This is a genomic window from Corynebacterium minutissimum (assembly GCF_000805675.1).
GTDB lineage: Bacteria > Actinomycetota > Actinomycetes > Mycobacteriales > Mycobacteriaceae > Corynebacterium > Corynebacterium minutissimum.
The window spans coordinates 82,769-97,642 of record NZ_JSEF01000004.1 but is presented as its reverse complement, the minus strand read 5'-3'; the positions used below and the strand labels follow the sequence as shown (position 1 = coordinate 97,642).

14 protein-coding genes and 1 pseudogene are annotated in these 14,874 nt (G+C 59.4%); 5 read left to right on the top strand and 10 right to left on the bottom strand.

Features of this window, described 5'->3' with window-relative positions; genetic code table 11:
- Positions 1-22: 22 nt before the first annotated feature.
- The 5 genes and pseudogenes from NX84_RS01180 to NX84_RS01160 all read right to left on the bottom strand — a co-directional run.
- On the bottom strand, positions 23-472 hold the full coding sequence (locus tag NX84_RS01180) for an AlbA family DNA-binding domain-containing protein (protein WP_039672915.1): 450 nt from the start codon (positions 470-472) through the stop codon (positions 23-25).
- A gap of 268 nt (positions 473-740) precedes the next feature.
- Positions 741-1,274: a YceI family protein gene (locus NX84_RS01175; protein ID WP_039672913.1), complete on the bottom strand. Its 534-nt coding sequence runs from the start codon at positions 1,272-1,274 to the stop codon at positions 741-743.
- A gap of 149 nt (positions 1,275-1,423) precedes the next feature.
- Positions 1,424-4,666, bottom strand: a complete 3,243-nt coding sequence (gene murJ / locus NX84_RS01170; RefSeq protein ID WP_039672911.1) for a murein biosynthesis integral membrane protein MurJ — start codon at positions 4,664-4,666, stop codon at positions 1,424-1,426.
- Positions 4,667-4,674: 8 nt separating this feature from the next.
- Positions 4,675-6,861, bottom strand: coding sequence for a hypothetical protein (locus NX84_RS01165; RefSeq protein WP_039672909.1), 2,187 nt, complete (start codon positions 6,859-6,861; stop codon positions 4,675-4,677).
- Positions 6,858-7,442, bottom strand: a pseudogene (locus NX84_RS01160) (NUDIX hydrolase); the annotation flags it as partial. The gene NX84_RS01165 and the pseudogene NX84_RS01160, both read right to left, overlap by 4 nt.
- Before the next feature lie 46 nt (positions 7,443-7,488).
- Here NX84_RS01160 and NX84_RS01155 point away from each other — a divergent pair.
- Genes NX84_RS01155 through NX84_RS01140 form a run of 4 tightly spaced genes read left to right on the top strand, consistent with a single transcriptional unit; the run spans position 7,489 to position 10,593 of the window.
- The gene (locus tag NX84_RS01155) at positions 7,489-8,922 is read left to right on the top strand and encodes a CCA tRNA nucleotidyltransferase (RefSeq protein ID WP_039672905.1); all 1,434 of its coding nucleotides are present in this window, start codon (positions 7,489-7,491) and stop codon (positions 8,920-8,922) included.
- Positions 8,923-8,924: 2 nt separating this feature from the next.
- Positions 8,925-9,524, top strand: a complete 600-nt coding sequence (locus NX84_RS01150) for a YqgE/AlgH family protein (protein WP_039672902.1) — start codon at positions 8,925-8,927, stop codon at positions 9,522-9,524.
- A gap of 35 nt (positions 9,525-9,559) precedes the next feature.
- Positions 9,560-10,276, top strand: a complete 717-nt coding sequence (locus NX84_RS01145) for an AzlC family ABC transporter permease (protein ID WP_039672900.1) — start codon at positions 9,560-9,562, stop codon at positions 10,274-10,276.
- Positions 10,261-10,593 carry a branched-chain amino acid transporter permease gene (locus NX84_RS01140; RefSeq protein ID WP_039672898.1) on the top strand — a complete coding sequence of 111 codons (333 nt, stop codon included), beginning with the start codon at positions 10,261-10,263 and terminating at the stop codon, positions 10,591-10,593. Before NX84_RS01145 ends, NX84_RS01140 begins: the two co-directional genes overlap by 16 nt.
- Here NX84_RS01140 and NX84_RS01135 read toward each other — a convergent pair.
- The 5 genes from NX84_RS01135 to NX84_RS01115 form a co-directional block, all read right to left on the bottom strand.
- Complete coding sequence (locus NX84_RS01135; protein WP_039672897.1) at positions 10,590-10,898, bottom strand: hypothetical protein; 309 nt, start codon at positions 10,896-10,898, stop codon at positions 10,590-10,592. The genes NX84_RS01140 and NX84_RS01135 overlap by 4 nt on opposite strands.
- Positions 10,899-10,904: 6 nt before the next feature.
- Positions 10,905-11,864, bottom strand: a complete 960-nt coding sequence (locus NX84_RS01130; protein WP_039672895.1) for a bile acid:sodium symporter family protein — start codon at positions 11,862-11,864, stop codon at positions 10,905-10,907.
- A 53-nt stretch (positions 11,865-11,917) separates the two neighbouring features.
- Complete coding sequence (locus NX84_RS01125; protein ID WP_039672894.1) at positions 11,918-12,289, bottom strand: Rieske (2Fe-2S) protein; 372 nt, start codon at positions 12,287-12,289, stop codon at positions 11,918-11,920.
- Positions 12,290-12,299: 10 nt separating this feature from the next.
- Complete coding sequence (locus NX84_RS01120) at positions 12,300-12,530, bottom strand: hypothetical protein (protein ID WP_039672892.1); 231 nt, start codon at positions 12,528-12,530, stop codon at positions 12,300-12,302.
- Positions 12,531-12,748: 218 nt separating this feature from the next.
- Positions 12,749-13,213 carry an SdpI family protein gene (locus tag NX84_RS01115; RefSeq protein WP_039672890.1) on the bottom strand — a complete coding sequence of 155 codons (465 nt, stop codon included), beginning with the start codon at positions 13,211-13,213 and terminating at the stop codon, positions 12,749-12,751.
- Between the two features lie 157 nt (positions 13,214-13,370).
- Between NX84_RS01115 and NX84_RS01110 the strand changes: the two genes are divergently transcribed.
- Positions 13,371-14,606 (top strand): dicarboxylate/amino acid:cation symporter, encoded by a 1,236-nt coding sequence (locus NX84_RS01110; RefSeq protein WP_039672888.1) that lies wholly within the window; start codon positions 13,371-13,373, stop codon positions 14,604-14,606.
- Positions 14,607-14,874: the final 268 nt, after the last annotated feature.

Sequence of the window (14,874 nt, the reverse complement as noted above, 5' to 3'; positions counted from 1 at the left end):
AACCGGGCTGGATATCAGGTGTCTACCTAACAGGGGTCAGGTCCACTCGCTTGCTTGCCTGTCCCTTTGGGCGCTGATACAGCGTGATGCCACGGGGAACGCGCAAAACAATCAGCCGGGCTCCACACCACTCCAGCTCATCTGCTTCGACGTGGATGTTGGGTTGTGTTCCTTCGAAGATTTTTCTTATGAGCCAGTCCAATTCGCGCTGGGTGCCTGTAAATGCCTCTGGTCCAGACTTCTTGTCTGCGACTCCAAGCACAATGAAAGCGTTCCCGTTATCGGCATTGGAAAAGCACACGGCTTCATCGATGAGGAATTCAATAAGGGATGCGTCTGGGTTTCGATTTCGCGGGTGGACGGCGGGATCCTCTTTAAAATCGAGAATTTCGGATTCCAGGCTATCGGCGGTTGCGCCGGCTTCAATCGAGCGCAGTGCCTGGATGATGAAGTCGAGTTCGTCCTCTCTCATGGCCCCGTAGTGTAGCAGAGTTGTTTCAAACAACTCCGCAACAACTAATAAACAACTATTGGCTAATATGGCGGCTTCTGACACAGAATCACTCCGAAACATGCAGGCCATAGCGTTATACAAGTTGTTTGGGAGTTGTTTCAGAGTTGTTTATTACTCCATTGATGTGCCTCTAGTTGTTAAAAAGTTGTTGCCCGCAGTGCCGGAATGGGCACTACGGGCAACAACTTAGAACTACTTCCTACGGCGAGGTTTCGTGCTTGATGGCTCACTGCTTGATGGCAGAGACCTCGAGCTCAATCTTGATCTCCTCAGAGACCAGCACGCCGCCGGTCTTCAGCGGAGCGTTGAAGTCGATGCCGAAGTCGGTGCGGTTAATGGAGGTCTTAGCCTCAAAGCCCAAACGTGTGTTGCCGAAGGGATCCTCGGCCACGCCGGCCTCTTCTACCTTGAAGTCAACGGACTTGGTGGTGTCCTTGATGGTGAGGTCACCAGTAACGGTGCCCTCGCCCTGCTCGTTCACGTCGAACTTGGTTGCGGTGAAGGTCATCTCCGGGTATTTCTCAACGTCGAAGAAGTCCTCGTTCTTCACGTGCGCATCGCGGTCAGCGTTGTTGGTATCGATGGACGCGGTCTTTACCGAGGCGGTAGCTGCGGACTCGTTAATGTTCTCCCCTACAGTCAGCGTTCCCTCGAATTCGGTGAAGTTGCCGCGCACCTTGGTGATCATGGCGTGGCGGGCAACGAAGCCGATGGTGGTGTGCGTCGGGTCCAGTGCGTAGGTTCCTGCAGTGATAGTCATCGGTTCCTCAGTTCTCTGGGTTGTTGACGTGACATCAAAAATTTTACGCTGCTTCTCTCACCTGTCAAGGAAAAAGAGCGCAAGAACTACACAACCCCAGACCTGCAGGTTTCGGGCTCCAGGTCTGGGGAAGTGCGTGAGGCGGAGTGTTAGTTCGTTGGGATACCTACCAGGGTGGCCTCCTTCAGCGTGACCGAACCGGACTTGGGCATGTCGGTGAACATGATGAGGGCGCCGTCGAAGGCCACTGGCTTCTTCTTGAGTTCGATGTCCTGGCGCGCGGTCGTCAGAGTGCCATGCGCGAGTTCGGTGAGCGTGCCGGACTTGGGGTTCTTCGGATCGAAGTCCTCAGTCTTGACGCCATAGACCACGTACTTCGCGCCGATGGAATCCTTCTGTTCCAGCGGCAGGACGTGCAGCTGTGTGGGCTTATCAATGCTAAGCAATAGGCCAGCATCGGTGTCCTTGGTGGTCCAGGAACCGTCCACATTCTTGCCCTCCGGAACCGAGGTGCTCTTTACGTCCTTGAAGAGCACAGCTGGCACGTTGGGGAATGTGGTTTCATCAGAGGCTTCGCTCTTGGTGACTACCGGAGAGGTTTGTTCATCGGCGACCTGAGAGAGAATCCATACGCTCAGCGCGGCCATGGCCACAACGAAGACGGTTGCCAGCACGCCCAGGACGATGGTGCCTGAGCCTGAGTAGCCGCGGCCACCGAAGCCCGGGGCCGGGGTAGGGTCTTCCTTGCGTGGAGTTTCTTCGACTGGGACCTGCAGGGTTTCCTCGCCGTCGTCGCCATCGCCGGCGAAGGCCGATAGGCGGTGGGCGATGTCCTCCAAGTCGGCATCTTCCCCCGCCTCAGCATCGCTGGCGATGTCCTGGAGTACTTCTGGGGTGGGCGTGGTGGACTCCACCAGCAGGGAGATGGCAGAGGCCAGTGCGGAACGGTCGGTCTCTTCATCGTTGCTCTGCAGAACCGCCGGGAAGGCCAAGGTGGCCACGCCCTCGGTGGAGATGCGGATACGGTTGCGGTTCTCAATGCCCAGTACCTGGCCCGCGGCATGCGCCGCGGCGGTTGTGCGAACCAGCGGTGCCAAGGCATGGGCCACGGCGCGGGGATCAAGGTCCTCGTCTTCGGAGACCGTCTTGAGCGAGGTGCCCTTGACCCAGTCCGCGACGACAAGGCAGCCCTGGCGGTAGGACAGGATGTCGATGTTGGTGGCTACGGCGTCGAGTTCCATTTCCGCTAGGCGGCGGGTAGCGCGGGAGACCTCTGCCGAGCGGCGAGCTGCCACGGCCGGGGTGGCCGGCGCCATGGGTGCTTCGCCTGTCGTGTCGACGAAAGTGAGGGATACAACGCGGCCGGTAGCCTGCTCGCGGGCCTTCCAGAAGCGGGTGCCTGGGGCAGAGCCGTAGTCCTTGAGGAGGCGGAAGCGGCCATCCGACACCGGTGCGCCTGGCACCAAGCGCGGGCCGCGTACGATACCGGCGGACATGGGCGGCGGAACAGGAGAGGAGTTGAAGGCGTCCACACTGAAGATGGGCTGGAACTCCAGCTGCTCCGGTTCCTCGACCTCGATGGCCTCGGCGTTCTCGATCTTGATGAAGCGAGACATGCCGGGGATGCGCTGCAGTTGGCGGCCCAAGTTGATGACCTCCGGCAGGCCGGAACGCGAGAGCACGATGCCGGTCACGATGACGAAGACGATGCCGACCACAATCAAGCGAATCAGGTTCACCACGGCAGGCAGCGAGGCCGGCAGCACAAGGTTCAGCGCCCAGTTGAGGGCGTAGACCACGATGAGGCCTACGACTGAGGAGAGCACCGACCAGATGGTGGTGGCAATGACAGCGCGGCCACCCAAGCTGCCGAGCTTGCGCTTGAGCAGGAAGCCACCAATGACAGCACCGGCCACAAAGCCGAAGCCGTTCGCCGTACCCAGCAGGATGACGACGCGCTCCGGGGAGTCCGCCACCTGCGGGGCCAGTAGGGAGAGCACGACCTTGGTCAACGTGATGCCAGCGATGATAAACGTCGGCGTCCAGGCTTCCTCGCGGGCATAGAACACGCGCAGGTGTAGCAGCACGAGGGCGTATGGGATGAGGGTAAAGGCAGAGAAGCTCAGCGTGAGGCCGAGTACCTCGGCCGCCTTGGCGTTGAAGGCACCGTATTGGAAGAGGCCGCGGGCGATCGGGATGCCGAATCCCGTCATGAAGATGACGATGGGGATCAGAGCGATGAACGTCAGCTTCGTGCCCAGCGTGAGGTCACGGACCACGGCTTTGACGTCGCCGTCGGCAGCGTTGCGGGAGAGCCGCGGCATGATCGCGGTGAGCAGGGTAACGCCGATGACGCCATAGGGCACCTGCAGGAGAAGCCATGCCTGCTGGTAGATAAACGGGGCACCGTCGTCTGCATGTGCGGCCACGCGGGACGTAATCACATACCCCAATTGGGAAATGGCCACGTAGGCCACAATGGCTAACGCCATGCCACCGAACTGTTTGAGCCTGTCATCCAGGCCCCAGAGCGGCTTGAGGTTGATGCCCGCCTTCTTGAGATACGGGAACAAGATGAGGCATTGCACCACCACGCCGGCGGTTGTGCCGAGGGATAGAAGGAGCACGTGGCCATCGGTAATCGGAGAAGGCGCGTCGGGATGCAAACTGCCCGGCACCAGCTGATAAGCCACGAGCACCGAGATGGAAATGAGGTTGTTGACCACCGGCGCCCACGCGCCCGGTCCAAAGATGTTCTTGGTATTGAGCACTGCTTGGAAGAGCGCGAAGAGCCCGTAGAAGAAGATCTGCGGCAGCAAAAGATAGGCAAACGACGTGGCCTGGATGGCGTTGACCTCGCCGTCCTCCGGCAGCATCATGCGCGTGATCTGCGGTGCAAAGATACACGACAGCACCGTAATCGTGGCCAACAGTGAGAAGGCCAGCGTGAAGAGGCGCCGGACAAAGGCCTCGCCGCGGTCGGCGTCTTCCTTCTCAGCGCGTACCAGCACGGGCACCACGAGCGAGGTCAACACCGCGCCCAACACGATTTCCGTGATGAGGTTCGGCAGCTGGTTCGCCGTGCCGAAGGCAGAAGAAATGGCGGGGCCCAGAGTAGAGCCGATGAGCACCATGCGGATGAAACCCGTAATACGGGAAATCATCGTCGCAATGGCCATAGAGCCCGTGGCGCGCACGACGGCGCCGTCGGAGTTAGCCTCTCCAGAGGCCTCGCTGGCGTTGGCCTGCGCCTCTCCTTTCAGTCCCGAGCGGTCCTCTTGCTCGTCGTCGACAGCGACAACGCCACGTGGCGCACGTTTTTCCGGGACCGGTGCCGGCGGCGAGGGTGTGACGATACGTCGACGGGCACCAGACAAAGGTTCATGTGTCATAGAGAAAACTATCCGTGAGTGTTCTTTTTCTTCCGCTTACCCAGCCGGAACAGTGCGGCTAGGACGAGAACGAGCGCGGCGGCGATGCCGGCTCCATAGACGCTAACGATACCGGCCCGCGTCTGAACCGTGATATCGATGGGATCTGAAATCAGGTGCTCATCGGGTTCATCGGGCTGGCTGGGCGTTGCCAGCCACAGCCGCAGGGACGTACGGTCGGCGTCGCTGGGCAGGTCAGCGGTCATGGACACGGTAATGGATCCCTTGGCCGGGATGTGAACCGAGTCTGGTGTGTTGAGTGTAGAACCGTCAGGGGCGTCGTAGGCTAGGTGGGCGTCGACAGGCAGCGGCAGCCCATTCTCCGCCACGATGAGTAGCGGTGAGGACTCCGAGACACGCGTGTAGACATTGCCTGGCGGGATCAGTGAGACCGAGGCGCGCAGCTCACGCAGCGTATCTGCGTTCTTCTCCAAGCGTGTGCGGCTCTCCTCCACCGCTGGACGGAAGCCGCGCAGGCTGGTGCGACCGGTATCACTCAGCACGGCGAGGAGGTCTCGACGCAGCGGAACCGTGAACTGGTAGCGCGTCATGGCAATGCCTGGATCGTTGGTCATGATGGACATGAGCTCATCCGTGTAGCGTGATTGCTGCCTGACCTGCGTGATTTCCGCGTCGTGGAAGGCCGCAGGGTTGGTATACGGGCTACCAGGCTCGCCCTCGCTGGTCTCCATCGGCAGTGAGGTGACGGGCCGCGGCGTCATGTGCCCTGAGTCCAAAAGACGCTGCGCGGCCTCCACCACGGCGCGTGCGGCGGCGGGATCCTGGTAGTTCGGCAGCTTAGCCACCACACCGTCGCGCTCACCTTCACTGGCCTGCTCTGCTTCGTGCGCCGCCACGCTTATCGAGGCCCCCGCCGTCAGCGCCCTCGCCTGCTCCGAGTCCTCTGCAAAGTCATAGCGCAGTTCCGGGTTGGAATAGCCCGTCGTCTGTGGGTAAGACCCGGTTTGGGCGAGCAGGGCGCCCAGGGAGGCGTCGAACGTCACTCCTTCCCCAGCCCACGCGGAGTTATCCGCAAGGAGCAATGGCACGGTGAATTTATGCTCACTCGTGCCCGAGGCTGGCGCGGTGAGCGTCGTGTTGAGAGGAGCTCCCAGAACCCGCTCGACGGTCTCCTGGCCCTTCTCCACGGCCTCATGCGTGAGCCACTCATTGCCCACGCGAGCCACGGCATCCGTATTGGCATTGGCCCACGGCAGAAGCATGCGGCAATCCACACTCTTGAGCTTTTCCAACCAAGCGGCAGCATCGTTGGAGCCGGTTCCCGGCTCACCGCGGTCCGAATCAGAGCCGGAGAACCAGGAATCACGCAAGCGCTTCGGGCGCTGCGCGATGGAAGGCCGGGTCTCGTGGACGGTGTAGCCGGATGCGATGCGGTCGGCGGCGTCGACAAGCGCCGGGTCCACCGCCACACACCCGGAACCGTGCAGATCGTGCTCCAGGTAGGAGTCGAGCAACTGGTCCAAACGCCCACCCGGTGCCATCTGCTGCGGCAGTTGTTCGCTTTCCAGGATGAGATCCTGGCCGCCGGTATCACCCGGCACCACATCTACCTGTGCGGTAAGCGGATAAATAAGAGAAAAGGCGCGAGATCTCTCAGGGGGTTCCCGGTCTCCCTGAAAATCCAGAATCGTCCGCTCTTCCGCAAAGCTCGCCGCCTGGCCATCACGAGTGCCGGTCAGGGTAAAGAGCAGCGGGTACGCGCCGGGTTCCGTAATGGCGAGCGTGGAATCCTCCCCCAATGCCGTAGGTACGGCAACGGTGACGTCGCGGCTCTCCCTCGGCTTGAGCTCGCCGGCCGTGATGGAGGGGCCATAATAAGGAAAGGAACCCGCAGCCAGCTCTTGGCGGGCCTGCGTGGTCGAGCCCACCGCATCGCTGCGTCGGGTTGTCACCTGCAGGTTGTCCACCGCGCTGTCGGTTGGGTTATGGATACGCAGCGTGACCTCACCGGTCTCCCCCACCCGCGCTTCGCTGGCGCTGAGCAGGCTGAGCTCCAGCTCATCAGGGCCTCGGGAGCCCAGCCAATACTGCGAATCCGCCAGGCTCTCGTCGGGAGTTTCTGCCTGTGCCACCGGGGCGAGGCCTCCGAGCGCTAGCGCCGCAGCCAGCGCTATGCGCCACCCATGCCGGCTCACCGTGGGGTCGCCTTTCCTGCGGCGGCTTCCTTTCGCGCGAGATCCGGCAGGAGGTCATGGGCAATGCGCGCGAGTTTGCGCTCATCCGCGTAAGCCAAGTGCTCGATGAGCTCAGAGACTGGGATCCAGGAGACCTCGGTGACCTCAGGATCTTCGTCATTCATGATGCCGTCCTCAAAGCGCAGCAGATGATGGTGCACGGTTTTGTGAATACGGACGCCATCGGAGACGAACCAATAATCAATCATGCCCAGGTCGGCGAAGACCTTGCCGTGGATTCCGGTCTCCTCCCACACCTCGCGTTCGGCTGTGAGCTCCTTAGGTTCGTCATTTTCCACGTGGCCCTTCGGCATGGACCACAGCAGGCGCCCGCGCCGGTCTAGCCTGCCAATGAGCGCGACATAGATCTGGGAGAGGTCCACGTTGCCGTCCTCACCCACGGCCTCGGCCAATCCGGACACGACAAGACCGCCCGCGGACGTCTCATCCCGCGTGGTCATGCGGTTGGTGGACGTGCGCTGCGGGCGTCCCGAGCGGCGGTTCCGGTTACCCGTGCCCCGCCGGCGGCGGCGCTTGGGCCCTGGCGTGTTCTTAGTCATCCCTGCTAATCGTAGTAGACTTCGATCCGTGAATTTTCAGGACACTCAGCTAATCGGCGTACTCGCCCGCGCAGACGCCTCCCTCAACCAGCTCAGTGGCCTCCTCCAGGGGCTGGTGGATCGCTTTGCGCTTCACGACGCCCCCCTCTACCTCGTCGGCGGCTCCGTCCGCGACGCACTCCTAGGCCGCCTGGGCAACGACCTCGACTTCACTACCCCGGCTCGCCCGGACGTGGTCTACTCCATCCTCGAGGAATGGGCAGAGACCGTCTGGGATACCGGCATCGACTACGGGACCGTCTCCGCTGCGTATAAGGGCCAGCAGATCGAGATCACTACCTTCCGCTCCGACAGCTACGACGGTGATTCCCGCAACCCCGAGGTCGTCTACGGCGACACCCTCGAAGGCGATCTCGTGCGCCGCGATTTCACGGTCAACGCCATGGCCATAGAGCTGCGTCCCGACGGAACCCGGGAGTTCCACGACCCGATGGGAGGCCTCAAGCACCTAGCGGAACGGGTCCTCGATACCCCGGACGCGCCGGAGATTTCTTTCCACGACGATCCCCTTCGGATGCTCCGTGCGGCACGATTCGCGGCGCAGGTGGAGTTTGACGTCGCCAAGCGCGTGCGCGACGCCATGACCGACATGGCTGGCGAAATCCAGCGCATCACCGTGGAGCGCGTGCAGGTCGAGCTCAATAAACTGATCTGCGGCACTGCGCCGTGGAAGGGCATTGACCTGCTCGTGGAGACCGGGATTGCGGATTACATCTTCCCGGAGATTCCGGCCCTGCGTATGGCTCCCGACGAGCATGCGCAGCACAAGGACGTGTATGCCCACTCGCTGACCGTGCTGCGCCAGGCCATGGAGCAGGAGGAAGACGGTCCCGATCTCATTCTTCGGTGGGCCGCCCTGCTGCACGATATTGGCAAGCCGGATACCCGCGACACCACCGATGGCAAGGTGAGTTTCCACCATCACGAGGTCGTGGGAGCGAAGCTTACCCGCAAGCGCCTTCGTAAACTCAAGTTCCCTAAGTCCACCACCGAAGACATTGGCCAGCTGGTGTACCTGCACATGCGCTTCCATGGTTTCGGCGATGGCCAGTGGACCGATTCCGCTGTGCGCCGCTATGTCACCGATGCCGGGGATTTGCTTCCGCGCCTGCACAAGCTGGTGCGCGCCGACTGCACCACCCGCAACGAACGCAAGGCACGCCGTCTTCAGCGCACCTATGATGAGCTGGAGGAACGCATCGCGGATATCGCCGCCAAGGAGGACCTCGCCCGTGTGCGCCCTGACCTTGATGGCAACGAGATCATGGAGATCCTCGGTCTCCAGCCTGGCCCGGAGGTCGGCCAAGCCTGGTCGTACCTCAAGGAGCTGCGCCTCGAAGAAGGTCCTCTGGAGCGCGAGGTTGCTATTGCGAAGCTGCGCGAGTGGTGGAATTCTAGATAGGGATGTACGCAGATAGACTCTTCAACGCCCTCGAGCGCAACGACCCAGCCCCTGGCCAGCTCCTTGTTGCGGCTCCCGATGTCCTCGTGCCGCACTACAACCGCTCCGTTGTCCTCATCACGGAGCAACACGCTGGGCGCACGTATGGCGTGGACCTCACCAAGCGCTCCGAGATGGCCGTCTTTAACGTCATGCCGGAGTGGTTACCTGTGGTAGCCAAGCCGCAGGCCCTTTACATCGGTGGTCCGCATAATCAGCAGGCAGCCATTGGTGTGGCCATGACGCGCCAAGGCGTGGACATTGAGAAGCAGCCTTCGCTGAGCCGTCTCGCTCCGCGTCTGGCGCTTGTTGATTTGCGCGTGGGCCCCGATGCCGTGACCGAATTGGTGGAGGGTATGCGCCTTTTCGCCGGTCACTTCGAATGGGGTCCCGGCGAACTCGATGAGGAAATCGATCGCGGCGAGTGGTACGTTGCCCCCGCCCTTCCCCAGGACGTGGTGTCTTCCGGTTCGACCGACACATGGTCGGACGTCATGAAGCGCCAGGCTATGCCGTTGCCGCTCTTCTCTACCTTCCCGCGTTACATCGACGAAGATAATTAGGCCCTTCTACCGCAAGGTGAACTAACATTTTCTCCATGCATTCGGAGATAGCTGCGGCAGTGAAGACCTGCATGGCCATCGCGGTGGGCGTGGTTCCGCTCGGCCTAGCCTTCGGTGTGCTCATGGTTCAAACCGGGTTCGACTGGTGGTGGACCCCAGTCTTCTCCATCGTTATTTATGCAGGTTCCATGGAGTTTTTGGCAATTTCTATGGTCACCAGCGGAGTTACCCCGGGGGTCGCGGCGCTTACCGGTCTCATGGTGAACTTCCGGCACCTCTTTTATGGTCTTACCTTTCCGAGGGATGCGATTCGCAGTCCACTCGGCCGTGCCTATTCCACCTATGCGCTTACCGACGAATCCTACGCCGTCATCTCCGCCCTCCCCCGACACTCGCGCCCAAGTGGCACTTTCGTGTTCTCGGTCCAGTTGTTCTGCCAAATCCTGTGGGTCGGCGCCGGCATCATCGGTGCGCTAGCGGGTCAGGCTATTCCACCCTCGGTAGAAGGCCTCGACTTCGCCCTTGTCGCTCTCTTCGTTGTCCTGGCGATCGATTCCTTCCAGAACAACAAGGACTACTCGCTTCCGTTGTCGGCGGCGGCCCTGGGCATCCTCGCAGGGTTCCTCTTCCCCGGTCAGCTCCTCATGGTGGCGCTGACCGCATACTTCCTCGTGCTCGTCGTACGCTACCTCTCCCCGCGCCTGGATACAGCGATGGTTCTGCGGAAGGAATCGCCATGCCAGCCGGAATGACCCTTTCCGCTATTCTGGCGGTTCTCATCCCAGTCGGCATCGTGACAGTTCTGTTGCGCTGGTTGCCCTTCGCCTTTGTCAAGGCCCTTAAGGGAAGCCAGTTCATTTCCATGCTGGGGTTCACAATGCCAGTAGGCGTAATGACCGTTTTGGTGGTCTATACCTTATTTGGTGCATCCCGTGACATGGGAAGCTTCATCGCTCCCCTTGCCGGTGCTGCTTTTACTGCGGGTCTTCACCTGTGGCGCCGAAACTCCGGCCTATCCATTTTCGGTGGAACCTCGTTCTACATGCTCCTTGCGAACGTGGTCTTCTAAACCTCACCGTAGAGGGCGGTAGCTTCGGTCCACAGGGAGTGAAACTGGAGTGCGCTGACAAACTCTGCCTCAATATCCGGGAATTCATCGTAGGTATTGGGGTGCGGGACCACCTGCTGTGGAATATCTGCATTGCCTACCGACGCATGCGGGGTCGCTGCTCCCACGATGGAGTCATCCGGCGCGAGCGCTATGATGCGCTGCATGGAGCAGGCGGTGTCACTAATTTCCTGCATTTCCGCAATATGGATAGCTGTGCCGGCCCCTGGGACGGTCAGGGTTGTTCGAACGTAGAGGGTTTTCATGGTGCCTCACTCTACCCGCGCATAGCGCGATGCCACAGACGCGCAGATCATGAGCTGCACTTGGTGGTAAATCATGAGCGGGAGGATGAGGAGTCCTAGCGACGTGCTACCGGAAGCAAAAATTACCGAGGCCATCGGCAGACCTGTGGCCAGTGACTTCTTCGAACCACAGAACTGGATAGCAATCGTATCTTCACGGCTAAACCCGAGTTTCTTGCTTATGACCTTGGTGAGCCAGAGCATGAAGAACACGAAAACCGTGGAGAAGAGAATCTGGAACAGGATTTGCCAGACGCTAATCTGCGACCAAATGCCATCCACCATTCCTTTTGAAAAGGCTGCGTAGACGACCATGGCGATGGAACCTCGGTCCACCACTTTCGTGGCCTTACTTGCGGCGATCCTGCCGACCCATCTCCGTGTGAGCTGGCCCAGTGCGAAAGGTAGGAGCAAGAGCACTGAGATTTCGAGGAAGACCGAGCTGTCGATGTGGATACCGTCTCCTGCACCCATGAGTGCCATAACGAGGAGCGGGGTGAGGATGACGCCTGCCAAGTTCGACGCCGATGCAGACACGATCGCGCCGGCGACATTACCCTTCGCGACGGACGTGAATGCCACAGAGGATTGCACGGTCGATGGCACAAGCGTGAGGTACAAGATGCCCAAATAGAGGTCGTTGGGCATGAAGGCTGTGAGGGGTCTCAGGGCGAGACCGATAAGAGGATATACAGCAAAGGTAAACGCGAGGATGGTGAGATGCAGTTTCCAGTGCTTGATGCCATTGATTGCTTCGCGTGTAGATAGGCGTGCGCCGTACAGAAAGAACAGCAGCGCGATGCCGATATTGGTGAGGACGTCGAAGGTATCCGCGAATTGCCCACGGGCGGGGAACACAATCGCAATCGCGACGGCGCACAGGATGAGGACAATGAGGGGGTCGAGGTTTCTGAGACGCTCAAGCATATATCAGAGTGTAGACGCCCCTCATATGTTTCACGTGAAACGCTGCCGCGGCGTTAGCTGCTGACGTTCCTTACCGTTTCGCCGTCGTTTTCAACGCCGTACTCCGTGAGTGGCTTCGGGCTTGGGCCGCCTGTGACTTCACCTGTAGCCAGGTCAAAGCTTGAATAGTGGCTCGTGCACGTTGCCGTCAGTCCCTCAATCTTGGTAATGAGGGATTGCTGGTGTGGGCAGGTCTGGGAATAGGCCTTAAACTCGCCTTCGGTCGGCTGGGCAAAAATCACCTTATCCACGATGATGGCAGATCCAAGCGGAATCTCAGTGGCGGCGATTTCAGCCGAGGGCTCCTTGCCGCAGGCGGCGAGGTACGCGCCTGCAAAGGTGGTGGCGGTGCCGAGGAGGAACAGGCGACGAGAACACGTAGTCATGGGCCCTACTCTATCCGATCTCACCATTCCACACGGGAACCTCACGTTCGGTGCTGCCGCTAAAATCATAGGAACCATATGAGGTTCCCACGTCGCTGTAGATCGTTCCAGCTTCCGCTACCGATTTCGGCCCGCGCGTATCGAAAGCCATAGCGTAGGAGGCGCCGGCGCCCAAGGCGGTGAGGCTCAATGCCGCTGCGGCGACGATCTGAAGGGTCTTGTTTCGCTTTGAGTTAGTCATATTGACTATCGTCCTCTGGAAGCCCCATTATTGTCACGCACCATCCCCGATTTCTCACTCACTTGTAGCTGTCTTGACAGCTAACGCAAAGATATTAGAAAAAGAGACCCTCTCAATGGTGGAGTGCTCCTACCATCAGAAGGGTCCAAATATGATTTCGTTGTGACGAAAAATGATCTGCTGTATAGGGGCAAACAACTTACGTCACAGTGCTGTAATTATTGTTCCACTCCATCGGAGTGCTTGGCAGCCTCGCGGACCGCAGATACGTCGACAGCCGGCGGTGCATCCTCACCACATCCACCATCGCCACAATTACAGGAATCCCCGCAGCCCTCATCATCCTTGTGCGCTTGGTCCCACAAGTAGGCTGCGCGGGCGCCCATGTTGGAGCCGATGGAAAGCAGCAATACTGCAACAATGAACGTTGCGGCGGGGATAAGCCACATCCAGCCTTCGGCCCGCAGGGCTACGAAGCCACCGAAGATAAGCGCTACACCGCCGAGCGCCCAAAAAGGTCCGGCTACGGCGTGTGCGTTATCCCATGCTTCCTTACTTTTGCGAATTTCCGCCAGGCGCAGTCCGACGACACTATTGCCAGGAAGCTTGCGCAATGAAGCGAGAGCGCCCACGATCACAAGAACTGCGGCGAGGATGAAGAAGAGGATTCCGACTACGAGCATGTGACTAGTCTATCTCTCCCGTTGCCTAGCGAGAAAGCCAGTTCAAATTATGAGGTTGCTCCTGTAATATACATTTCGTGTCGCTCGGTAGATATTAAAGCGTTTATTGCCTAGCGATGGAAATCCACGTGGTTCCAACCATAGAAAAGAATCAATCATGTCATTCAAGAGTGTTCTCAACTCTCTGTTGTTCAAGATCATCGTGGCGATTATCTTGGGCATCATTGCAAGCCAGTTTGCACCCGAATGGTTCGGTAGAACCTTCGCTACCTTCAACGGGCTGTTCTCTAATTTCTTGGGCTTCTTTATCCCAGTTTTGATTTTTGCCCTCGTGGCACCAGCTATTGCCGGTCTTGGCCGCGGTGCAGGTAAGTGGCTTGGCATTACCGCAGGTATTTCCTACGGTTCCACTATCCTTTCGGGCCTGGTGGCCTATGGGCTGACCCAGGTGCTATACCCCGTGATGCTCAAGGGTCAAACGCTCAATACCGATGTTGCTGATATTGACGAAGGCGCCCTCGAGCCATACTTCGAGGTTCTCATGCCCGCACCGTTCGAGGTGATGACGGCGCTGCTTCTCTCCTTCTGTGTTGGCGTGGCGATGACTACGGTCAAGTCCGATAACCTCTATACCCTCTCGAAGGAATTTGAAGGAGTTGTTATCAAGGTTATCTGGGGCTTCGTTATTCCACTGCTGCCGATCTACATTTTCGGTATCTTCCTGACCCTGGGTATGAACGGCAACATCGGCACGGTGATTGTTGCTTTCGCCAAGGTGCTCCTGCTTTCCGTGGTGATGACGCTGGTGTACTTGGTATTCCAGTATCTGGTTGCGGGTGCCATTGCAGGAAAGAATCCGTTCACGGCTATGAAGAATATGGCGCCCGCCTACTTCACCGCGTTGGGCACTTCTTCTTCAGCCGCGACCATTCCGGTCTCCCTTGATTCCGCTCTGAAGAACGGCATTTCCAAGCCGGTTGCCGGCTTCGTCATTCCGCTCTGTGCCACCATCCACTTGTCTGGTTCCATGATGAAGCTGACGCTGTACGCCTTCGCTATCGTCTTTATGGCGCCTGGCATGGAAGGCGATCTCGGAAAGGCCCTGAGCTTCATCCTGCTGCTGGGCATCATGATGATTGCCGCTCCTGGTGTTCCTGGCGGTGCAGTGATGGTGGCCGTGGGCCTCCTGCAGTCCAATATGGGCTTCGACGATTCTATGGTGGCTCTGATGATTGCTGCATACATTGCCATCGACTCCGTGGGTACCGCGGCAAACGTCACTGGCGACGGCGCTATTGCCATGATTGTCGATCGCTTTGCCCGCAACATGATCGACGGCATCGACTCTGAATCGGAGGCTAAGGCCGCCGACGGAGAGGTCGCTACCGCTTAAGTTTCACGTGAAACTTCCACCCCCTTCCCTGACGGGTTGGGGGTTTAACCGTTTTACTGCCCAGTGGGAAAGAAGGATGGGTCGAGTGACCTTGCGCGAGGATGCAGCTGATGCAGTGCTTGGCGACGTCTCTTTGCCCGTTCCCCATTACTATATTGTGGTGTTTGTCACAGTGTGGTGTGGGGTGTTTGATAATTCGCCGTCTATATGTGGTGTTGGCAAGAGTGTGTTCGAATGGGTGTGCTGTTTTGGTCTAGGTTTGGTGAGG